The sequence below is a fragment of the Microbulbifer sediminum genome (assembly GCF_021729035.1).
Classification (GTDB): Bacteria; Pseudomonadota; Gammaproteobacteria; order Pseudomonadales; family Cellvibrionaceae; genus Microbulbifer; species Microbulbifer sediminum.
The window spans coordinates 320,760-343,376 of the sequence record NZ_JAJSAP010000002.1 but is presented as its reverse complement, the minus strand read 5'-3'; the positions used below and the strand labels follow the sequence as shown (position 1 = coordinate 343,376).

At 60.2% G+C, this 22,617-nt stretch carries 17 protein-coding genes; 9 read left to right on the top strand and 8 right to left on the bottom strand.

Annotation, left to right across the window (positions count from 1 at the left end; genetic code table 11):
* The first annotated feature begins 70 nt into the window (after nt 1–70).
* From LVD11_RS04210 to cysB, 4 genes are all read left to right on the top strand, one after another.
* Nucleotides 71–2,431, top strand: coding sequence for a TonB-dependent receptor (locus tag LVD11_RS04210; protein ID WP_237056560.1), 2,361 nt, complete (start codon nt 71–73; stop codon nt 2,429–2,431).
* 134 nt (nt 2,432–2,565) lie between these two features.
* Nucleotides 2,566–3,252, top strand: a complete 687-nt coding sequence (locus tag LVD11_RS04205) for a TetR/AcrR family transcriptional regulator (protein ID WP_237056558.1) — start codon at nt 2,566–2,568, stop codon at nt 3,250–3,252.
* Nucleotides 3,252–4,157 carry a 5'-nucleotidase gene (locus LVD11_RS04200; RefSeq protein WP_237056556.1) on the top strand — a complete coding sequence of 302 codons (906 nt, stop codon included), beginning with the start codon at nt 3,252–3,254 and terminating at the stop codon, nt 4,155–4,157. The genes LVD11_RS04205 and LVD11_RS04200 overlap by 1 nt, the downstream gene beginning before the upstream one ends.
* Before the next feature lie 241 nt (nt 4,158–4,398).
* Nucleotides 4,399–5,370: an HTH-type transcriptional regulator CysB gene (gene cysB / locus LVD11_RS04195; protein WP_237056554.1), complete on the top strand. Its 972-nt coding sequence runs from the start codon at nt 4,399–4,401 to the stop codon at nt 5,368–5,370.
* A 10-nt stretch (nt 5,371–5,380) separates the two neighbouring features.
* On the opposite strand, the gene LVD11_RS04190 is transcribed toward cysB, so the two are convergent.
* From LVD11_RS04190 to ppsR, 7 genes are all read right to left on the bottom strand, one after another.
* Complete coding sequence (locus LVD11_RS04190; RefSeq protein WP_237056545.1) at nt 5,381–6,487, bottom strand: ABC transporter permease; 1,107 nt, start codon at nt 6,485–6,487, stop codon at nt 5,381–5,383.
* The gene (locus tag LVD11_RS04185; RefSeq protein ID WP_237056543.1) at nt 6,484–7,437 is read right to left on the bottom strand and encodes an ABC transporter ATP-binding protein; all 954 of its coding nucleotides are present in this window, start codon (nt 7,435–7,437) and stop codon (nt 6,484–6,486) included. The genes LVD11_RS04190 and LVD11_RS04185 overlap by 4 nt, the downstream gene beginning before the upstream one ends.
* Complete coding sequence (locus LVD11_RS04180) at nt 7,427–8,293, bottom strand: HlyD family secretion protein (protein ID WP_237056541.1); 867 nt, start codon at nt 8,291–8,293, stop codon at nt 7,427–7,429. The genes LVD11_RS04185 and LVD11_RS04180 overlap by 11 nt, the downstream gene beginning before the upstream one ends.
* 181 nt (nt 8,294–8,474) lie before the next feature.
* Nucleotides 8,475–9,125 (bottom strand): TetR/AcrR family transcriptional regulator, encoded by a 651-nt coding sequence (locus tag LVD11_RS04175; protein WP_255775316.1) that lies wholly within the window; start codon nt 9,123–9,125, stop codon nt 8,475–8,477.
* A gap of 177 nt (nt 9,126–9,302) precedes the next feature.
* Nucleotides 9,303–9,605: a hypothetical protein gene (locus LVD11_RS04170; protein WP_237056531.1), complete on the bottom strand. Its 303-nt coding sequence runs from the start codon at nt 9,603–9,605 to the stop codon at nt 9,303–9,305.
* Nucleotides 9,606–9,770: 165 nt separating this feature from the next.
* Complete coding sequence (gene pabB / locus LVD11_RS04165; protein ID WP_237056529.1) at nt 9,771–11,108, bottom strand: aminodeoxychorismate synthase component I; 1,338 nt, start codon at nt 11,106–11,108, stop codon at nt 9,771–9,773.
* Nucleotides 11,109–11,192: 84 nt separating this feature from the next.
* A complete protein-coding gene (ppsR, locus tag LVD11_RS04160) occupies nt 11,193–12,020 on the bottom strand; it encodes a posphoenolpyruvate synthetase regulatory kinase/phosphorylase PpsR (protein WP_237056527.1) in 828 nt (275 codons plus the stop codon).
* A gap of 170 nt (nt 12,021–12,190) precedes the next feature.
* Here ppsR and ppsA point away from each other — a divergent pair, with 170 nt between their 5' ends.
* From ppsA to LVD11_RS04135, 5 genes are all read left to right on the top strand, one after another.
* Nucleotides 12,191–14,560, top strand: a complete 2,370-nt coding sequence (gene ppsA, locus LVD11_RS04155) for a phosphoenolpyruvate synthase (protein WP_237056525.1) — start codon at nt 12,191–12,193, stop codon at nt 14,558–14,560.
* A 564-nt stretch (nt 14,561–15,124) separates the two neighbouring features.
* Nucleotides 15,125–15,646: a L,D-transpeptidase family protein gene (locus tag LVD11_RS04150; RefSeq protein ID WP_237056523.1), complete on the top strand. Its 522-nt coding sequence runs from the start codon at nt 15,125–15,127 to the stop codon at nt 15,644–15,646.
* A 141-nt stretch (nt 15,647–15,787) separates the two neighbouring features.
* Nucleotides 15,788–16,267 (top strand): ribonuclease E activity regulator RraA, encoded by a 480-nt coding sequence (rraA, locus tag LVD11_RS04145; protein ID WP_237056521.1) that lies wholly within the window; start codon nt 15,788–15,790, stop codon nt 16,265–16,267.
* A gap of 313 nt (nt 16,268–16,580) precedes the next feature.
* On the top strand, nt 16,581–18,824 hold the full coding sequence (locus tag LVD11_RS04140) for an acyl-CoA dehydrogenase (protein WP_237056519.1): 2,244 nt from the start codon (nt 16,581–16,583) through the stop codon (nt 18,822–18,824).
* 49 nt (nt 18,825–18,873) lie between these two features.
* Entirely contained in the window at nt 18,874–21,072 is a 2,199-nt protein-coding gene (locus tag LVD11_RS04135) for an acetyl-CoA hydrolase/transferase C-terminal domain-containing protein (protein ID WP_237056517.1), read from the top strand.
* Nucleotides 21,073–21,140: 68 nt separating this feature from the next.
* Here LVD11_RS04135 and aceA read toward each other — a convergent pair whose 3' ends face one another.
* A complete protein-coding gene (gene aceA, locus LVD11_RS04130) occupies nt 21,141–22,475 on the bottom strand; it encodes an isocitrate lyase (protein ID WP_237056515.1) in 1,335 nt (444 codons plus the stop codon).
* Nucleotides 22,476–22,617 lie beyond the last annotated feature (142 nt).

Sequence of the window (22,617 nt, the reverse complement as noted above, 5' to 3'; positions counted from 1 at the left end):
TTTCGATGGGGTACTGCCATCGGCGGTATTGGATGAGCAACCCTGAATAAAAACAAAGACGGGGACTACCATGCCTGTTACAGAGAAGACACTACTTACCCGGAAACACCTGCTGGCCTCGGCAGTGGGTGCAGTTGTTATTGCCGTCGGCACCGGTGCCAGCGCTGCGCAGATCGAGGAGGTGACTGTCACCGCCCAGATGCGTGCAGAGTCCCTCAAGGACGTGCCAATGGCGGTGAGCGCCTTCACCGGTGAAACGGTCAAGAACAGTAACCTGAGCGATTTCAAGGACCTGTTCTCCCTGACGCCTGGCATATCCGGCGAGACCACGGATTCCTACTTTGATTCCGTGTCCGTGCGAGGGGTGAACAACAACAGCTTCGGTAGCGGCAGTGACCCGGCACTGGGCATCTTCCTGGACGGCGTGTACCAGAGCCGCACCGGTGCGACCCCCAGCATGTATGACCTGGAGCGCGTTGAGGTGGTGAAGGGCCCGCAGGGTACCCTGTTCGGACGCAATACCGCCTCCGGTGCCATCTCGATGGTTTCCCGCAAGCCCGGTGACACCGTTGCCGGCGAGATCTCCGTGGGTGCGGGGCAGTATGGTCGCACCGAAATCGAGGGTGGGCTGGACATGCCGCTGGGCGAAGACCTTGCGGTTCGGTTTTCCGGCAAGCACTTCGCGGAAGATGGCCATGTTGAAAACCTGGCCGGCGGGCCCGACCTGGGTGCCAGTGAATTGAATGCCATGCGCATCACCACTGTTTACGATGGTATCCAGGACACCACGGTGACCCTGTTGGCCCAGTACGAGGACCGTGCCAGCGATGGCACCATCTACCGGGCTTTCGATACCGATGCGGGTTACAACTACCCGATCCCGGAGGGGGATTACGACCAGGTCTACAACGACGAGCGCGGCAAGGATGAGTCGCAGATCGGCGACGTTATCCTGACCATCGAGCATGACCTGGCCAGTGGCTCCACGCTGTCTTCCATTACCGGCTACAAGACCCATGACTACAGTTACGTAGAGGATTTTGACGGTACCCCATTCCCGATCGATACCTACTACCGCGACCAAACCGGGGATTTCTTCAGCCAGGAATTCCGCCTGACCTCCAATAACAGCGGCCCGTTAAATTATGTACTGGGTGCCTCCTACTACCAGGAGGAGCTGGACACCTATTTTGCCGGCGTCGACAATGAGGACTTCATCTGTGACGGCATCTATGCCGACGAGTGGGAAGAGGGCCTCGATAGCTTCGTCACCTGTGACGCGCTGCCCCAGGATGTGCTGGACGAGGCGTTCGGTTTCGAGGGCGAGCCCTGGGAGTATGCGCCAGGCATGCTGTCCAGTGAAGAGGCCTACACTGTTGGCGAATATTCCGGCTGGGGTGTCTTCGCCAACACTACCTACGACCTGGGCGAGTCCACCACCCTTGGCCTGGGTGTCCGCTATACCGAAGATGACAAGATGTACAGTGTGGATTCCCCGTGGCCCGATACCTGGACGGGTGGCTGGAACTACCAGGCCATGTACACCAACGGTGCCATTACCGGGGACAATACCTGGAGCAATGTTTCCGGCCGTGCAACCCTGACCCAGGTACTGAGTGACGAGCTGACGGCTTATGCCAGTGTGGCCACCGGTTATAAATCCGGAGGCTTTGATTACCTGAGCTACAACGTGACGGACCCTGCCTATGGCACCGACGCCGACAGCCAGTACGAGTGGCTGGATGAACAGGGCTACGAGGTGGATTCCGGCAACGCGGAACCCAGCAAGTTCGATGAGGAGAATGTCCTCTCATATGAGTTGGGCCTGAAGGCGCGCCTGCTGGATAACCGCCTGGCCCTGAATGCCGCAGCCTTCCAGTACACCTATGACGACCTGCAGCAGGCATTCTTTGTCGGCGCGGCGGCCATTACCCGCAACGTGGGGGAATCCCGGGGGCAGGGCCTGGAGGTGGATGCCCAGTGGCTGCTCACGGACAATCTCGACCTGTATATGGGGCTCGCGTGGCTGGATACAGAGTTCACCGGGGCTCCCGCCGAGCTGTGTGAAACCTGTGATGGTAACGAAATGGCTTTCTCACCGGCTTTTTCCTCCGCCACAGTGCTGACCTACAGCCGCATGACAGGACTGGGCGAGATGTCTGTATCCGGTGAGTACACTTATACCGGGGAGCAGTGGTCCGACCTGGAAAACACTGAGGCCGTACGCCTGGAAGCCCGCAATGTGTTCAACCTGCGCCTGGCCCTGACCTCGCCGGATGACAGCTGGACGGCCGGGCTGTACGCCGAGAACCTGACCGGTGAGGAGTATTACCACTGGGGTTACGCTGAGGCGTTGTACAACCTGCCGGCCACCAAGACGGATCCGTCCCGTGGCCGAGTGCTGGGTGTCAACCTCGACTACCGTTTCTGATCCCCCCGCTTCCCGCAGGATGCGGACCCGAAAACCGGCGCATTGCGCCGGTTTTTTTATGCTTGTGGAGTGCGCTCATGCCCCTCCGCGGGCTGCTATTGATGATAAACTGCGCTTACATGAGAATGGGGGGCATGGATTTGTCTAACTCCGAACAACGCAAGCGCAAGAGCCAGCTTGCACCGAGGCGCGAGCCGGTGCAGGCGCGTGCACGCGAGCGTACCCGCAAGATCCTCGATATCACCGGGCGCCTGCTTGAAGAGGTGGGCCTGAATGATCTCACCACTATCCTGATTGCCAAGGAGCTGGGTGTGTCGGTGGGCTCGCTTTACCACTATTTCCCCAACAAGCACGCGATCCTCTACGCGATGGGGGAGCAATGGCTGGTAAGCATGACGGAGGCCCTGGACGAGCTGGGGCAATCCGGGGTCGAGCAGATGTCACTGCAGGAGTTTATCTCCGAGTTGGTGCGACGGTTGTTGATCGTCTATCGCGAGCAGCGGGGCCTGTTGCCGCTGGTGCAGGCCATGTGGGGTATTCCTGAGCTCCACGAACTTGATGAGCGCCACGACGAGCTGATCATAAGCCACCTCTGCGATATGTTCCGGCGCATGGGCTTTACCTGCCCACCGAATGAGATGAACCGGCTGGCGCGCGCCACTCTGGAGACCTGCCATGCGGTGTTCCTGGTTATCGTCAACCAGCAGGGAGTGCGCTCCGAGCGCACGCGCGAGGATCTTGAAGGTATGTTGTTTAGCATGCTCGATTCGCGACGCAAAGACAGTCGTCCCAGTGGGCTTGGCGACGTAGAGGCCCCGTGATGCCGCGCACCGATAAACTGGTGATTGCCATTTCCTCCCGGGCGTTGTTCAACCTGAGCGACAGTCACCGGGTGTTTGAGGAGCAGGGGCTGGAGGCGTTTTCAGCCTACCAGGTTGAGCATGAAAACGACGTGCTGGAGAAGGGCGATGCCTTTCCGCTGGTGGAGAAATTCCTGCAGATTAACCAGCGGCTGGAGGGCAACCCGAGGGTCGAGGTGATCCTGCTGTCGCGCAACAGTGCGGACACTGGCCTGCGTGTTTTCAATTCCATCGAGCATTACGGCCTCGATATTACCCGGGCGGCATTCTGTAACGGCGACAGTCCCTATCGTTATATAGCGCCGTTTGGCTGCCACCTGTTCCTGTCAACCGATGGCCAGGATGTGCGCCGGGCACTGGAGCAGGGTGTGGCCGCGGCAACGCTGGTGGCCGGGGGGGATCGCTGGCGGGAGGATGACACCCTGCGCTTCGCTTTTGATGGTGATGCAGTCATTTTCTCCGATGAGGCTGAGCAGATTTTCAAGCGGGACGGGCTCGCTGCCTTTGCTGCCTCGGAGCGGGCCTCTGCCCAGCAGCCCCTGGGTGGTGGGCCTTTCAAGGGGTTCCTCGAGGCATTGCAGCAGCTGCAGGCCGAGTTTACCCCCGAGAGTTGCCCGATCCGCACGGCGCTGGTGACCGCGCGCTCGGCGCCGGCGCACGAGCGCGTCATTCGCACCCTGCGCGCGTGGAATGTGCGTATTGATGAGTCGGTATTCCTCGGTGGGTTGCCCAAGGGGGAGTTCCTGCGTGCATTCGGCGCTGATGTCTTCTTTGACGACCAGCCTGCGCATTGTGCCTCCGCCGCGGAGCACGTGGCGACCGGCCATGTTCCCCATGGTATCGCCAACCTCGAGGGCCAGTCCTGAATCTGGCGCCCTGGGGCATATTCCGGCATTACCCGGCCGGTCAGTGGCGCCTGGGAGCACATCTCCCGTGTTTGCCGTCACACCTCGATGGATCCGCCGTGTTTTCACTTTGCCCGTCTGCGGAATTGGCTGCTATTCTTTTCTCGCATAAACTTTTATAGTTTTTATAACTGCCGTGAAAGCGGCCGGGGGAGCCCGGGCCGGAAGTCCGGGTACCGGGGCCCGATGCCAGGGAGAAACCATGAAGCTGCAGCAGTTGCGATATATCTGGGAAGTTGCCCATCACGACCTGAATGTCTCCGCTACCGCGCAGAGCCTGTATACCTCGCAACCCGGTATCAGCAAGCAGATCCGCCTGCTCGAGGATGAGCTTGGCGTAGAGATTTTTGCGCGGAGCGGCAAGCACCTGACACGCATCACGCCTGCCGGTGAGGCCATCCTCAAGACCGCCGGCGAGATCATGCACAAGGTGGAGAATATCAAGCAGGTCGCGCAGGAATTCAGTAACGACCAGAAAGGCAGTCTCTCCATCGCCACCACCCATACCCAGGCGCGCTATGCGCTGCCGCCGGTGATCAAGTCTTTCATTGCGCGCTACCCGGAAGTGTCCCTACAGATGAACCAGGGCACGCCCATGCAAATCTCGGAAATGGCCGCCGATGGTACCGCCGACTTCGCCATTGCCACCGAGGCTATGGAGCTGTTCAGCGACCTGATCATGATGCCGGTTTACCGCTGGAATCGCTGCGTGCTGGTGCCCAGGGACCACCCGCTGTGCCAGGTCGGCAAGCTTAGCCTGGAGGATGTGGCCCAGTATCCCATCGTTACCTATGTTTTCGGGTTTACCGGGCGCTCCAAGTTGGACGAGGCTTTCCTGGAAAAGGGGCTGTCACCGAAGGTGGTTTTTACCGCAGCAGACGCGGACGTTATCAAGACATATGTGCGGCTGGGCCTGGGAATCGGCATTGTGGCGGATATGGCGGTGGACGAAGCCGATGAAGACCTGGTGGCGCTGGATGCCAGTGAGCTGTTCGAGTCGAGCGTGACCAGGATCGGCTTCCGCAAAGGCATCTTCCTGCGCGGGTTCATGTACGAGTTTATCCAGCAGTTCGCCCCGCACCTGACCCGCGAACTGGTGGATCAGGCAGCCCATGTGGGCTCACGGGCAGAGCTGGACGAACTGTTCGCCAGCATCGACCTGCCGGTGTACTGAGCCGGGGCGATCAGTCCAGTCGCTTGCTGAAGCGGTTGATTGCCAGGGTCATCATCAGGGCGATGAATGCCAGCAGCGCCAGTACCTCTGGCCACAGCTCCATCAGGTCGGCACCCCGCAGCATGATGCCGCGGATCAGGCGCAGGAAGTGTGTCAATGGCAGGATCTCGGCAATCCATTTCGCCGGCAGCGGCATGCCCTCGAAGGGAAACATAAATCCCGACAGGAGTATCGAGGGCAGGAAGACAAAAAATGTCATCTGCATGGCCTGGAACTGTGACTGGGCCCGGGTCGAGATCAGCAGCCCCAGGGACAGATTGGCGAGGATCAGCAGTAGTGCTGCCCAGTAGACGTCCATGGCGCTCCCTCGCACCGGCACCCCGAACAGCCACATTCCCAGCAACAGGATAAGCGTGGTCTGCACCAGGCCGATAATGCCGTAGGGCAGCACCTTGCCCAGCATCAGTTCGCTGCGGCTTACCGGGGTGGCGATCAGCAGTTCCATATTTCCGCGCTCCCGCTCCCGCACAATCGCAACCGAGGTAAACATCACCATGGTCATGGTCAGGATGATGCCGATCAGGCCGGGTACGATATTGATGGCAGACACGCGCTGGGGGTTATAGAAACTGACCACGCTGATGGGTGCCCGGGGCAGGGGGACCGAGGCCCGGTCCCGCTCTGTGGCCGGCGTTGTTACCGGAAGCTGAGCCAGCTGGGATGCAGCACTCTGGACGACCGTATCACTGCCGTCCACGAGTACCTGTGCTACCGGCTCTCCCCGCGCGAGCCGACGCTCGAAGTCCCGCGGTATGACAATGCCGACACTGATCTCGCCGCGATGGATCAGGGCCATGACACCTTCGGCAGTAGTGGCCTGTGCGACCGGCCGGATGATATCCGTGGCCAGCATATCCATTGCAAGCTGCCGGGAGGCGGTAGTTTGTGCCTCGTCGACGATTGCTGTGGGCAGGTGGCGCAGGTTGAGGTTGATGGCATAACCGAAAAGGATCAGCTGCATCACGGGAATGCCCGCTATCATTGCCAGGGTTACCCGGTCGCGGCGCAGCTGTCGCAATTCCTTGATCACAATCGCCCAGAGGCGTCGCAGGTTCATGGTGTTTCCGCGGTCTCTCCCGGTGCCTGGTGAATGGTGACGGCGACAAAGACATCCTCGAGGGTGGGCCGCGCTGCCGAGAGTCGCGCCTGCAGGCCGGCCTTGTCGAGCGCCCGCGACAGGCGTTCCTCGATGCCGTCCCCTGAATCGCACAATATCCGCAGGCTGTTGCCGATCTGTGCCGCGCTGATGACGCCGGGCACGCCCAGCACGGTCGCCTTGGCCCGGCGTGGTTGCCATGCCTCAACCGCAAATGTGCGGCCTTCCAGTGAGCCGGTAAGTTCCGCGGGCGTGCCGTCGGCCACCAGCGCGCCGTGGTCCAGGATGGCAAGGCGATGACAGCGTTCAGCCTCGTCCATGTAGTGGGACGACACCAGTAGGGTTGTGCCGGCGTCGGCAAGCTCGAACAGTTTCTCCCAGAAATCTCGCCGGGACTCCGGGTCCACCGCACTGGTGGGTTCATCCAGGAACAGTAATTCCGGGCCGTGGACAATACTGCCGGCCAGTGCCAGGCGCTGCTTCTGCCCACCACTCAGCGTGGCTGCCAGTTGTCGCTCCATGCCGGTGAAGTGGAACTCCTCCAGCAGTTCCGCCACCCGTCGTCGCGCCGGGGCGGCCGCGAGGCCCTGGACCGCTGCGAGGAACTCCAGGTTTTCCCGCACCGTCAGGTCGCCGAACAGGGAGAAGTGCTGGGTCATATAGCCGATACGGCGACGCAGCGCTTCTGCCTGCCTGGGGATCTCCATGCCCAGTACATCAATATTTCCCCCGGTCGGGGTGAGCAAGCCGCAGAGCATCCGGATAGTGGTGGATTTGCCCGAGCCGTTGGGACCGAGGAAGCCGTATACCTGCCGTTTTTCGATGCGCAGGTCCACTGCATTCACTGCCACCAGGTCGCCGAAAACCTTGGTCAGCCCGCGGGCGATCACGGCCGCCTCCTCACTTGCCATCGGGCTGTGGTCCCCCATCGGTTGGCATCGGTTTCGTCGGCACTTTCCCTGCGCTGCCAGTCGTTGCCACATCGCCGGTGAATTCGGCGCGCAGCGGCAGCCCGGAGGGCAGCTGCGCTGCGTCAGCACCGAGCTGGATCTCCGCCAGGTAACTGAGGCGGGAGACATCCTTGCCGGTAAGTGCATAGTAGGGCGTAAAGCTTGGCTCGCTGCGAATCGTGCGCACCCGCCCCTCGAAACTTCCGGCGACATCGACGATGTAAACCACTGCGCGGTCGCCGGTATGAATCCCGGGCCTGAGTGACTGGGGGATATATACCCTGGCGTAGGGCGCCTCACCCACCAGCATGTTGACCAGCGGTGCCCCCACGGGGGCTTCATCGCCGGTCCGGAAAGGCAGGTCGTCGATGCGGCCGCTACGGGGTGCCTGGAGCAGGAGTTTGTCGAGCAGCACTGCCTGCAGGCGGGCCTCTGCCTCGGCTCGCGCCAGGGCCGCGCGCCCCTGCGCCAGTTGCTCTGCACGGGTCCCTCGCTGCAATTCCTGCAGGGCCGCGGTGCGGGATTCCACTTCGGCAATTGCAGTGTCCAGGTCAGTACGGGCACGGTCGATATCTGCCTGGGAGATAAAGTCCTCTTCCTTTAGCGCGAGCAGACGCCGGTGGTTGTCGAAAGCTTCCTGGCGCGTCGCCCTGGCAGCCTCCAGCGCCGCGCCGGCCCGTTCGATTTCCTCGACTCGGGGACCCTCCTCGAGTTCGTCCAGCTGGGCACGGAGCCGGGTTGCTTCCGCCCTGGCAACCTGTAACCGGGCGCGGGTGGCGCGCTCGTCGAGGCGTATCAGGGGCTGTCCTGCAGCCACATCCTGTCCTTCAACTACAAAAGTCTCCTCGATTTTTTCTGCGGCGGGAGCCGGTAAAGAGATACGGTCCCATTCCAGTGTGCCAAGGGCACCCGGTTGTTTGTTATCACAGGCTGCAATGGCCAGCACGGCCATGGCCAATGCTACACATAGTGTTCTTTTAGGTTTGCTGAAAAAGCCCTCAGGCATGGTGGCCCCCGATGCCCTGTAAAACCAGTGCCAGTGTGTGCCGCTCCATGGCCTCTGAATCTATATCCCTGGTGTCCATCAGGCTTCGCCAGACAGGGGCGGCCGCGGCCGGAAACAGGGTCAGGCCAACCAGTGATACCAGGAGTAGGCGTGGATCGATGTCTGGGGGGAGTTCGCCCCGATCTTTTGCAGCCGAAAATGCCGCGACGATCTGCTGGAAGAATTGTTTACCGGTTCGTTCGATCAAGGGGGCACGGAATACGCCGCCTTCAAGAAGTACTTCCCTGGTCCAAAGTGGTGGCCACCAGGGATGCCGCTCGACGGTTGTTGAGACCGCTGAGATAAACCGGCGCACAAGGGCCTCGGGAGAGCCGCTGAGGCCGCCCGGGCCCAACTGCTGTTGGACTTCGTTAAGGAGGGGGAGTACACGTTCGTCCAGCACCGCCTGCTGCAGATGTTCGCGAGAGCCAAAGTAATAATGGAGTAGGGCGGGAGTGACACCGGCTTCCTCGGCGATATGTTTCAGTGCGGTCGCGGCTACCCCGCGCTGGGAATAGCAGCGCACTGCGGCATCTATGATCGCCGGGCGTAGGTCCGTACTGGTACGGTTTATCGGTCTACCTGGTGTTCGCTTCCCGGCCATCAGCGCCTCCCCAGCCCGGCATGGAAATTAAGCGGTACTACCCGGAGCTGACGGGTCAATATTAAATTTAGATTTAATTATAGTCAATGTCACAGGCCCTGGACTTCCCGCCTGGAGAGAAAAGGGGGAAGCCCTGGGGCAGGGGAGAGTCAGGGAGTTAGGGGAAATCCGCTCCGGTCAGGAAGCTTCGGCGGCACGCTGCAGAGGTTGCAGGACTTCCTTGGCGAACTTGAAATAGACAGTGTAGACCTGGGGTTCCCCGGAAGCTGCGCTGTCCTCGACAACAAAGAAGGGAGCGCGGGAAACACCGTATTGGCGCGCCAAGACCATGCCGGGGCTGGCCTGGTCCCGCTCGTCGGCAACCAGGGTCTCGTCGATCAGTCTCAGCTGGTCGTTGTCGCGCAGTTTTTGCTCCACATCGCGGCACTTGGCGCAGGGGGAGCCGTCGCTGAGTATCTTCTTTACCAGGGTAATGCGCATGAACAGGCTCCTGCTTTCATCCTCGAGATTAACCGCCGTCCCGCTGGGGAAGGGCGTATCTATCCATAGTCTGGCGCAGAATCTAGCAGACGCTTTAATAACCTGGAAATATCAAAGTGAGATACGGTAATAACAAATGGTTTTAGACAGGGCTGAAAGCGCTTGTCAGGCCATCGACTCGAGTGTGGCCAGCAACATGCCGATTTTGTTCAGGCACTCGTCGTGTTCCGCAGTGGGGCTCGAATCCGCCACGATACCCCCGCCGGCGGCGCCACTGATTTGTCCGTTGGCGGCGGTGAAAGTACGGATGGCGATGCTGGTGTCGGCCCGGCCACAGCTGCTGAGATAGCCGATGCTGCCGCAATAGACCCCGCGGGGGCTCTTTTCCAGTTCGCGGATGATTTCCATGGCCCGGCGCTTGGGTGCACCGGTGATGGAGCCGCCGGGAAAACAGGCGCCTAAAAGGTCGGTGAAGTAGCAGCCTGGCGGCATCTCACCGGTGATACGGCTGACCAGGTGATGCACGTTGGCAAAGGTGGCAAGCTCGAACAGCTCCGGCACCCGTACACTGCCGCGCCGGCACCGCTTACTGAAATCATTGCGCAGCAGGTCGACGATCATCAGGTTTTCAGCGCGGTCCTTGATGCTGTGCTGGAGGGCTTCTGCCACCCGGGTATCCTCTACCGGCTCCGGGTGCCGGGGCGCCGTGCCCTTGATGGGCTCGGTCTGTACGCTGCTGCCGTCAGCATGGATGAAGCGCTCCGGCGACAGGCTCAACACCTGCCCGCGGGGCAGGTCGAGATAGGCGGAGAAGGGGCCGGCCACCCGACTTCGAAGTGCCAGGTAGGCCGCCAATGGGTCACCGTCAAAAGGCGCCTGGAATCGCTGGGTGAAATTGGCCTGGTAGATATCGCCCGCCTGGATGTAGTCGAGGATTCGCTCAATGCGTTCGCAATACTCCTCCCGTGTAAACTCATGGGTAAAGGCGGCGCCCAGGGCAAATTTCCCTGCCTTGCACTCGCCCTGCCAGGCGACAGCGTTGAAGCGTGCGATTACGTCCCGGACCTGGATCTCTGAGCAGGCGGGATGGAATACCAGGTGGCTGGCACATAGCTGGTGATCGACGACCAGGGCCCAGCTGTACAGCCCAAAAAAACCTGCGGGAAGTGGGGTGGTGCGCAGATCCGGTTCAAGGAAGTTCTCCGCCATGCCGAGTTCGTAACCGGCATAACCAATCGCCCCGCCACAGAAGGGCAACTGCGCATCGCTGTCCTGTGGCGCCAGTTCGCACAACAGGTCGTCCAGCTCTGAAAATGGCTCGCGGGCGCTTGCATCGAGCTCCAGTGTCGCAAGTGGGTCTGCACTCATAATGTCAAAGCGACCCCCGGGTGCCACAGGGCGGCCACTGTCCAGCCACACCGGTGCGGGCAGGTCCGCAATGGCCTGGAAGGCCATCGGCGTATTGATTGAGTAGGGAATTGCGACGATCTGCAGTGATTTCATTCAGGCTTCTATACGCACCACGCCGGGCCCGGGTTTGCCCTGAGGTCACCCGGACAGAAAAAAGGCGGCTACTTTACCGTAAATTCAGCCGACGCGCCGCTCTATGCCGGCCTGGGACATCAGCTGGGTGGCCAGTTCCTCCACCGACAACTGTGTGGCGTCCAGGTAGGGAATCTGCGCACGTCGCAACATCTGCTCCACCTGCCGGACCTCGAATTCGCATTGTTCCCGAGAAGCGTAGCGGCTATTGGCCCGTCGCTCCTGCCGGATCGACATCAGGCGTTCGGGATCGATGGTCAGGCCGAACAGCTTGTGGCGGTATGGGCGAAGAATCTTGGGCAGGGCCGTGGAGTCCATATCCTCCTCGGTAATGGGATAGTTCGCGGCCCTGAGACCGAATTGCAACGCCAGGTACAGGCAGGTCGGAGTCTTGCCGGAGCGGGACACGCCCACCAGAATGATGTCTGCCCGGTCGAATTCCCGCACCCGGCGGCCATCGTCGTTATCCATGGCGTAGTGCACGGCCTCGATACGCTCCGTATAGCGGCTGTCGTTGGCGATACCGTGGGAGACATTGACGGTCTGTGCGGGGCCGGTGCCGAACAGGTTGGCCAGGGGGGTCAGGTAACTCTCGAATACATCCAGCATCAGGGCCGGGCTGCGGTGCAGCTGCGCACGGAACTTGTCGGCGACGATACTGCTGATGACGATCGGCTGAAGGCCGGACTCTTCGGCGGCGCGCTCGATTCGCTGCATAACGCGCCCTACCTTTTCTGAGGAATCGATGTAGGGCAGGGTAACCTGCTCCACGTGCTCGCTGCGGAACTGAGCCAGCAGGCTGTGGCCGATGGCCTCAACAGTGAGCCCGGTGCCGTCCGAAACGAAGAATGCGGTGCGTTTATCCTTTGCCATGGGGATCCTTGCAGGCTGTTTGGGTGGCTATGCTAAGGCTTTTGGGGTTTGTAGTCTTGCCCGTATTTTTGTAGAAAAATTACAACATTTTCGCGACAAATTACGGGGTATTTTTTACAAAACCCTTCCTTATAATCGGCGCCTCAAATCCTGCTGCAGAGGGCGCACAAGTGACGAGTTTTACCATCAGCTTCGAGCAACTGGGGATGGGCGATGTCGACAAGGTCGGCGGCAAGAACGCCTCTCTGGGGGAAATGATCTCCTCACTCGCCGGTGCCGGGGTTAGTGTGCCGGGCGGCTTCGCCACCACGGCCGACGCTTTCCGTGCCTTCCTTGTCCACGAAGAGCTCGAGGAACGGATTGCAGCTCGCCTGCAGACTCTCAACATCGAGGACGTGAAGGCGCTGGCGGAAGCTGGCGAGGAGATCCGGGGATGGATACTCGCCACTCCGTTCCCTGCGGAGCTGGAACAGCAGATTCGCGACGGCTACGAAAAGCTTGGGGGAGGCGAGACCGCTGTCGCAGTGCGTTCCTCTGCCACCGCTGAGGACCTGCCGGATGCCTCGTTTGCCGGCCAGCAGGAGACCTTTCTCAATGTCCGCGGTATTGACGCGGTACTGATAGCGGTGAAGGAGGTCTTTGCCTCCCTCTACAACGACCGGGCCATCGCCTACCGGGTGCATACCGGTTACGCCCATGCCGGTGTGGCGCTGTCAGCCGGGATCCAGCACATGGTCCGCAGCGATATCGGTGCGGCGGGGGTGATGTTCACGCTGGACACCGAAAGTGGATTCCGTGATGCAGTCTTTATCACCTCGGCTTACGGCCTGGGGGAGACTGTGGTTCAGGGTGCTGTGAACCCGGATGAGTTCTACCTGTACAAGCCGGCGTTACAGGCCGGGCGCCCGGCCATCCTGCGCCGTAACCGCGGCAGCAAAGCGATCAAGATGGTCTACGACCAGGGTGGCGAGGGTGGCCGTACTGTCAAAACCGAGCCGGTGGCTGATGAGGACCGTCTCACTTTCTCTCTGACCGATGAGGAATTGACCAGCCTGGCCCTGCAGGCCTGCAAGATCGAGGAACACTACGGTCGTCCTATGGATATCGAGTGGGCCAAAGACGGGGAAACGGGCAAGCTGTTTATTGTCCAGGCGCGACCGGAGACAGTCCGTTCCCGTGACGAGGGCACCAGCATCGAGCGCTACCACCTGCGCGAGCGCGGCGACGTGCTGTGTGAAGGTCGGGCTATCGGCCAGCGTATCGGTGCTGGGCGGGTTCGTGTGCTGGAGTCAGTCGCGGATATGGCGGCGATGCAGGACGGTGAGGTCCTGGTTACCGATATGACGGATCCGGACTGGGAGCCGGTCCTGAAGAAGGCCAGTGCGATTGTTACCAATCGCGGTGGGCGCACCTGTCACGCGGCGATCATTGCCCGTGAGCTGGGTATTCCGGCGGTAGTGGGCTGTGGCGACGCTACCGACCTGTTGCACACAGGCACCGCAGTAACCGTGTCCTGTGCCGAGGGGGATACCGGTTTCGTGATGGCGGGAGAGCTGGAATTTGAGCGAGAGCAGACCGAGGTCCAGGATATGCCGGATCTGCCGTTCAAGATTATGCTGAACGTTGGTAACCCGGATCGCGCCTTTGCCTTCAGTCACCTGCCCAATGAAGGGGTGGGGCTGGCCCGGCTGGAGTTCATCCTCAACCGGATGATTGGCATTCACCCAAAAGCCCTGCTGGAACTGGATAAACTGCCGGAAGACCTGCAGAAAACCATCAGCGAGCGCATTGGTGGCTACGATTCCCCGGAGGACTTTATTGTTGAAAAGCTGGTGGAGGGAATTTCCACGCTGGCTGCCGCCTTTGCCCCAAACCGGGTGATCGTCCGTTTGTCCGACTTCAAGTCCAATGAGTATGCGCATCTTGTCGGCGGTCAGCTGTACGAGCCCAGTGAAGAAAACCCGATGCTGGGCTTTCGCGGGGCTGCCCGTTATCGTTCGGAGGATTTCCGCCAGTGCTTTGCCCTGGAATGCCGCGCGCTGAAAAAGGTGCGCGAGGAGATGGGCCTCGACAATGTTGAAATCATGGTGCCGTTTGTGCGCACGCCGGCCGAGGCGGGCGAGGTGGTTGCCCTGATGGCGGAAAATGGTCTCAAGCGCGGTGAGAACGGGCTGAAGGTGATCATGATGTGTGAGCTGCCCTCGAACGCACTGTTGGCGGAGGAGTTCCTGCAGCACTTTGACGGCTTCTCCATCGGCTCGAATGACCTCACCCAGTTAACCTTGGGGCTGGACCGCGATTCCGGACTGGTTGCAGAGCTGTTCGACGAGCGTGATCCAGCGGTTAAACTGTTGTTGTCCAAAGCCATTCGGGCTTGCAAGAAAGCCGGCAAATATGTCGGCATCTGTGGACAGGGCCCATCGGACCACAAGGACTTTGCCCGCTGGTTGATGGATGAGGGGATCGACAGCGTTTCCCTCAACCCGGATACGGCGGTGGACACCTGGTTATTTCTGGCCAGTGACCCAGAAGCACAATAATCCAAAAGCGGCCCCTCAGGGCCGCTTTTTTTATGGGGGCAGGGCTCACTAGTGCAATGTCAGGCTGCCGGCCAATGCAACTGGCCCGGTCACATGGTCCAAAGTCCTGCTTGACTGGTTTTTCCTGGTTCCCTGGTCTTTTATTTTTCCTTTGGTTGAAATATCTCCGCACATGGCCGCCGCTCTTATTCAAGTTGCTTGATAATTAACCCATTTTCCTTTCCCTGAGCCGCACGCTGCGCAACCTGTTCTCCCTGTACACCACCACTCAGGACTTCGTACCTGAGGTCCCCGGTAGCTCAATAACCAATATCCGTGACAGAAGGAATCCGTCTAAAAGGCATGCCGGCCGGCAATAGAATCGAATAGTGAAAACTGTGCCGAAGCTTTACTTTTTGGAAAGTGGTGCAGGTCGAAGTTCAATCGACGGTCACAAGTAGAGGAAACGGGGAAAAAACAGGGGATCGCGTCCGCCAGGGGCGATCAGTGTCCGTGCCGAGTCAAGTGAGGTGATGTATGCACACGATCAGACGAGACTGGACCCCAATCGCTCAGGCGGGAATAATGTTGTTGCTGTTGGCATTCCTGTCCGTGCCCGCGGTTGCCAACCAGCGTGGCGTCAACTGGTTCGACGAGCAGGCCGCAGCGTCGAGTTCCGGCGCACCCTCCATTCGCATCAACCTCTCTGAACAGCGTGCCTATTTTTACAAGGGTGGACGGTTGATCGGCGTCTCCAAGGTGTCTTCGGGTAAGCAGGGATTCAGGACCAGCCCCGGGCACTTCCGTGTGCTTTCCAAGCATCCACGCCACCGCTCCACGATTTACGGCAGCTATGTGGACAAGCGCACCGGGCGTGTGGTGAAGGCTGACGTAAATACCCGAATCCATCGCCGTCCTCCTGGAACCTATTACCGCGGCGCCAAGATGCATTATTACATTCGCTTTAACGGTGGAATCGGGCTGCACGCGTCGGGTCATGTGCCCAATTATCCGGCATCACATGGCTGTGTCCGTATGCCGCCGCACATGGCGCAGGTGTTTTACCGGTATGCCCGGGTGGGCACGCCAGTGCGGGTGACCTACTGACCCGGGGAGTGCTGATCAAAGAATGCAGGGCGTCGGGTATTATCCTCACGGGTAATGCCCGTTATTTTTTGATTCGCTTGCAAGTGCCTGGGCCACCGGCATACTGGGATTCGCAGATAATGATTTCAGGAGGGACTGACTGTGGAAATTTCCACCCCGGATCTTTGTGACGAACATGCAGGCGAAATTCAGGTGCTCGAGCCCATGATGGTGAGCTACGGTGGGCGCGAGCGCTTCGGCGGACGCATCGTCACCATCAAGTGTTTCGAGGACAACTCGCTGGTTCGCGAGCTGGTCGCTGAACCCGGTGAGGGCCGGGTGCTGGTGGTGGATGCCGGCGGATCCATGCGGAGGGCCTGTCTCGGTGACCAGCTGGCAGCAAAGGCTGTCGCCAATGGTTGGGAAGGGATAGTAATGTACGGCTGTATCAGGGATGTGGATGAGATCGGCGGGCTGGATCTGGGCGTGCATGCACTGGGTAGCCACCCCATGAAAACTGACAAGAAGGGAGTGGGGGAGCGCGATCTTTCGGTGACATTTGGCGGAGTAACATTTATACCGGGCGCTTATGTCTATGCCGACAATAACGGCGTGGTTGTGAGTGATCGGGCGTTGTTGTAAGCAGTGTCAGCAATACTCCCGGTTTAGTGGTCTTCTGATCTGTTATTTGACCCCTGGCGTAGCATTCCCTAGCCTGAGCTGCGGCAGGGACAGATGTGCCTTTTATCAGCTGCCGAGTGGCCGGCATGCCTCTGGCCATTCCACGGGGCCATTGTGCCGGCTGTCCCTGGTCGTCGAAATAGGTGTCAATTGTGGTAGCGCGGTGAGCCCGGTTGTGCTTTAACCGGTCCCTGTCGCCTATCATGTGAGCTGACACCGTCACGCAATTGCGGGGGCTTTCAGTGCCCGCCCATCCAGCACCCGGAAGGAAACAATGAGCGACCTGCGAAAGAAATGGTTCACCGCCCCACTGTTGAACCTGATTAAAAAAGTTCTCCCGCCAATCTCCGAGACCGAGAGGGAAGCCATGGAGGCTGGCGAGGTCTGGTGGGATGCGGAGCTGCTGTCCGGTAAGCCCCACTGGGACGAACTCCTGAGTATGGGGCCGCCCAGGCTCACCGAGGAGGAGCAGGCCTTCCTCGACGGCCCTACAGAAGAACTGTGCCAGATGGTCGACGACTGGCAAATTAGTTTTGAAGACCGGGATATTCCCGAAGAAGTCTGGGATTTCCTGAAGAAAGAGCGCTTTTTCGGCATTATCATTCCCAAGGAATATGGAGGCCTCGGCTTTTCGCCGACTGCCCACGCCGAGATCGTGACGAAGATTTCCACTCGCAGCACCACTGTTGGTGTCACCGTTATGGTGCCGAATTCCCTTGGCCCGGGTGAATTGCTGATGGCGCACGGTACCGAAGAGCAGAAGGATTACTACCTGCCACGCCTGGCGGATGGTCGTGAGCTGCCCTGTTTCGGGCTTACGGGCGTGGAGGCCGGTTCTGATGCTGCCTCGATGACCGACCGCGGGGTTGTCTGTTATGGCGAATACAACGGTGAGAAAACGCTGGGTATGCGGGTGAACTGGCACAAGCGTTATATCACCCTGGCACCTGTGGCGACGATCCTCGGTCTCGCCTTCAAACTCTATGACCCCGACCATATCCTTGGGGACCAGGAGGAACTGGGAATCACTGTCGCCCTGGTACCGACGGATACCGAGGGCGTCACCATTGGCCAGCGCCACCTGCCAGCCATGCAGGCATTCCAGAATGGACCCAATTGGGGCAAGGACGTATTTATTCCCATGGAATGGATTATCGGCGGGCAGGAAAACGTGGGGCGCGGCTGGCACATGCTGATGAGCGCCCTCGCCGCGGGGCGGGGTATATCACTGCCCTCACTGTCTACCGGCGGCGCCAAGATGGCAGCCCGTCTCACCGGCGCCTATGCCCGCGTCAGGGAGCAGTTCGGTATCCCCATCGGTAAATTCGAGGGAGTGCAACATCGCCTGGCGGAAATTGCCAGTATTGCCTACGTGCTCGACTCCGCCCACAAGACCACGACCCGCGCCCTGGATGAGGGCCTCAAGCCGGCTGTCGTTTCGGCGATCATGAAAGCCCACGCCACATTCGGGCTTCGCAACGCCATCAACGATGCCATGGATATACATGCCGGCAAGGCGATCATGGATGGCCCACTGAACTATATCGGTAATGTATACCGCGCCGTGCCGGTGGCCATCACGGTGGAGGGCGCAAATATCCTGACCCGCAGCCTGATGATCTTTGGCCAGGGGGCGATACGCTGCCATCCCTACCTGCTGGATGAAATGCTTGCGGCAGAGAACAAGGATACGGAAGCGGGTACCGATGAGCTGGATGAATTGCTGCCAAAACATGCCTGGTTCCAGCTCAAGACCCTGGCGCGCGGCGTGTTCCACGGCTGGACCGTGGGCCTGTTTGCCAGTAGCCCCCGCGGTGTCGGGGCGGCGGCCAAGTACTATCGGCAGCTGAACCGCTACTCCGCGATCCTCACCCTGGTTACGGAAATTTCCCTGATGTCACTGGGTGGGGAACTTAAGCGCAAGGAACTGATCTCTGCCCGGCTGGGTGATGTGCTGAGTCAGCTTTACCTGCTCAGCTCGACCCTGAAGCGTTTCAAGGATGATGGGAGCCCTGAGGCTGACCGTCCCCTGCTGGAGTTTTCCATGCGTGCCGGGTTGCACAAAATTGAGGTGAGCCTGCTGGAGGTTTACCAGAACTTCCCCCGGCGGTTCCTGGGGCATCTGATGCACTTTCTCACCATGCCCTGGGGGCATAGCGTGTATACCGCATCCGATCGGCAGGCCCGTGTTTGCGCAGAGCTCCTGATGGAGCCCTCGGAGACCCGGGATCGGTTGACAAAAGGCGTTTTCCTCGGTAATCCCGGCGACGGCGTGGATATCATGGAGCAGGCATTCAACAAGGTTTGCGCCACTCAGGAAGCCCGGGACAAGATGAAGAAAGCCGGGTTGCGCCAGTTGAACCGGGACTGTATCGACGAGGCCCTGGAGAAAAAAGTGATCAGCGAGGACGAGGCCAGCCAGCTGCAGGATGCCGCGGAAGCGGTCAACCTGGCAATCCAGGTAGATCACTTCGACCACCTCAGCCCTTGCGGCGACAAGGCGCTGCACGAGCAGTAAATCCGCACTCCGCCCGTCGCAGCGGGCGGGGCAGGGCAGGAGTTATTCAGTGGATAGAGAACCCGGTCGGTTTGACTGTGTCGAAGCCTGTGTCGATGCGGTGCTGGAGAAAGTGGGCAAACGCATCGTGCTTGGCCTGCCGTTGGGTATCGGCAAGGCCAATCACTTTGCCAACGCGCTGTACGCCCGCGCTGCGGCGGACCCGTCCATCTCGCTGACGATTTTTACCGCTCTGACACTGGAGCGCCCTAAGGGCAAGGGGGAAATACAGCGGCGGTTTATTCAGCCCCTGCTCGACCGCCTTTACAACCACTACCAGGACCTCGCCTACACCGATCCTCGACACCGGGGGCAGTTACCGCCCAATATCGAGGTATGTGAGTTTTTCCTCCAGACTGGCTCCTTTCTCGGGTGCCCGTCCGTCCAGCAAAATTACGTAAGTTCCAATTACACCCACGTGCCCCGGGATTTGTTTGATCGCGGGGTAAACCTGATTGCCCAGATGGTGGCACCGGGTGAGTCCCCGGATCGCTTCAGCCTCAGTAGTAACCCCGACCTGACCCTGCCCTTGTTGCGCGAAGCCCGTGCGCGCGAAGGGTACGAGTTCTACTTGCTGGGTGAGGTGAACCCCCAGCTGCCGTTTATGGAGGGGGATGCGGAGCTCGGCGAGGGCGATTTCGACTTCCTGCTCGAGGGCGATGCTTTTGATGTACCGCTGTTCAGCGCGCCCACGACCCCGGTTGGCTTTACCGAGTACAGCCTGGGCTTTCACGTGGCCAGCCTGGTGCCTGATGGGGGCACGCTGCAGGTCGGCATCGGGGCACTGGGCGATGCCATATGCCATGCCCTGAGGCTGCGCCAGACAGATAACCAGGAATATCGGGGCATACTGCGAGACCTGACGTCCGACGATTCCCTCCAGTTGCGTCAGCGCCTGCCCCTTGAGGAGGGCGTATTTGAGCGTGGTCTCTATGGTGCGAGCGAAATGGTGCCGCCTGGCTTCCTGGCGCTGCGGCGCGCCGGGATACTGGCCCGCACGGTCTATCCGGATGCCGCCCTGCAAAAACTGCTGAATAGGGACAAAGTGGACGCCATCGCAGACGAACAACTGCTGTTGGCCCTGCGGGATTGCGGTCGTATCAGTTGTCCGCTGACCCCCGGTGATACCGACTTCCTGCAGGCGATCGGGGCCATTGACCCCAGTTACAGCTGGCGTGGCCACAAGTTGCTGACTCCGGAAGGCGAGGAGGAAGAGAGTGACCTGCATAGCGAGCACGGGCGGAAGCGACTTCTGGGTCGCTGCGCCGGGCAACCGCTCAAAGGGGGCATCTGGCTCCACGGTGGCTTTTACCTGGGGCCATCCGCTATGTACCGTGAACTGCGGGAGCTTGCCGCGGATGAGCGGGCCGGCATCAATATGACCGCAATCGACTTTATTAATGATCTGTCCGGCGACTGGGAACTCAAGATGGCCCAGCGACAGGATGCGCGCTTTGTGAATGCGGCCATGATGGTGACGCTGAACGGGGCCGTGATCTCCGACGGCCTTGCCGACGGTCAGGTGGTCAGCGGGGTTGGGGGGCAGTACAACTTTGTCGCACAGGCCCATGAGTTGCCGGGTGGTCGCTCGATAATTGCGCTGCCGAGCACGCGCGAAACCAACGGCGAAACCCGTAGCAACCTGGTGTGGGAGTACCCGCACTGCACGATTCCCCGGCACCTGAGAGATATAGTGGTCACCGAGTATGGTGTAGCCGACCTGCGTGGCAAATCAGACCGCGACGTGATTGTGTCAATGCTGGCCATCTGCGATTCGCGTTTCCAGCGGGGGTTGCTGGAAAGGGCGAAGTCGGCGGGCAAGGTGGAAAAGGATTACACCATCCCGATGGAATTCACTGAAAATACCCCGGAGCGAATCCGCGCCGCCTACAGTACCGAGCGCCGCCTTTCCCTCTTGCCGTATTTTCCGCTGGGTACGGATTTCACCGAGGAGGAGGCCATACTGGCGGTGGCCCTCAGCCGACTCAAGGTCCACAGTAAAAAATGGTGGAAAATCTTGCAGCTAGCCCTCGCAGGTCGCCGCGCCCGTGCCGACACCTCCCCGCAGGCGGAGTATATCCATCGCTGCCTGCAGCGGATGGCTTTCGAGGACACCGATACTTTTGAGCATCGGCTCGAGGGTTACCTGGTTGCCGCTGCCCTGCAGCAGTTTGTAGACCGCAGACGACCACTCACCATTGACGGGTAACCGACAGCCACAAAAAGGGCCGCAAAGCGGCCCGCACATTGGGTGAAGGGATACATTCGGCACAGGGTTTACTTGAACTGGTCTTCCTCAGTGGAACCGGTCAGAGCGGTTACTGATGACTGGCCACCCTGGATCACATTGGTCATGTCGTCGAAGTAACCCGTGCCCACTTCCTGCTGGTGCGCAACGAAGGTGTAGCCCTTCTCGGCATCGGCAAACTCCTTTTCCTGCAGACGCACGTATGCGGACATGTCCTCGCGGGCATATTCATAGGCCAGGTTGAACATGCTGTTCCACATGTTGTGGATACCGGCCAGGGTGATGAACTGGAATTTATAGCCCATGCTCGACAGCTCCCGCTGGAACCTGGCGATGGTGGCGTCATCCAGGTTCTTTCTCCAGTTGAAGGAGGGCGAGCAGTTGTAGGACAACAGCTGGTCTGGATATTCCTTGTGGATGGCCTCGGCAAACTTCTTTGCTTCCTCCAGGTCCGGTGTGGCGGTCTCACACCAGAGCAGGTCGGCATGCGGGGCATAGGACAGGCCGCGGGCGATTGCCTGGTCGATACCGGCCTTGACCCGATAGAAGCCTTCGGCAGTGCGCTCACCGGTCAGGAAGGGCGCGTCGCGCTCGTCGTGGTCGGAAGTCATCAGGTCCGCGGCATTGGCGTCGGTACGGGCCAGGACAATGGTGGGAACACCCTCAACGTCTGTGGCAAGGCGTGCGGCTACCAGCTTCTGGATGGCTTCCTGGGTCGGTACCAGTACCTTCCCGCCCATGTGCCCACATTTCTTGACGGACGCCAGCTGGTCTTCGAAGTGCACACCGGAGGCGCCAGCGCGGATCATGTTCTTCATCAGCTCGTAGGCGTTCAGGACACCGCCAAAGCCAGCCTCGGCATCAGCGACAATCGGGGCGAAATAGTCGATATAGCCGGCGTCACCGGGATTCTTGCCGCTCTTCCACTGAATCTGGTCGGCGCGCTCGAACGCGTTGTTGATGCGGCGTACCACGGTGGGGACCGAGTCAACGGCGTACAGGGACTGGTCCGGGTACATGGTCTCGGAGCTGTTGGCGTCGGCGGCCACCTGCCAGCCGGACAGGTAGATGGCCTGCACGCCGGCTTTCACCTGTTGCACGGCCTGGCCGCCGGTGAGCGCACCCATGGCATTGACGAAGTCCTTGTCGGGGCGGAATGGCGGGCGGCCGCCCTCGTTGACCAGTTGCCACAGCTTCTCGGCGCCGCGCTGGGCAATGGTGTTCTCGCGCTTGATGGAGCCGCGCAGCCGCACCACATCTTCTGCACTGTAGGTGCGCTCTACACCTTTCCAGCGCGGGTTTTCTGCCCAGTCTTTCTCGATGGCAGCGATTTCGGCCTTGCGGTCATAGTTGCCGGTAGTCATCTCTTGCTTCCCCTCGAAATGTTGGCTGCAATTGGGTGTTAAGTATCTGGCGCCTCGGCAGACCGGGCGCCTCGGCAGACCGGGCGGCGATGGCAGCGATGACCTGTTGGTCGATCAAGGCCCGGCGGCCGGGCCGGTTATC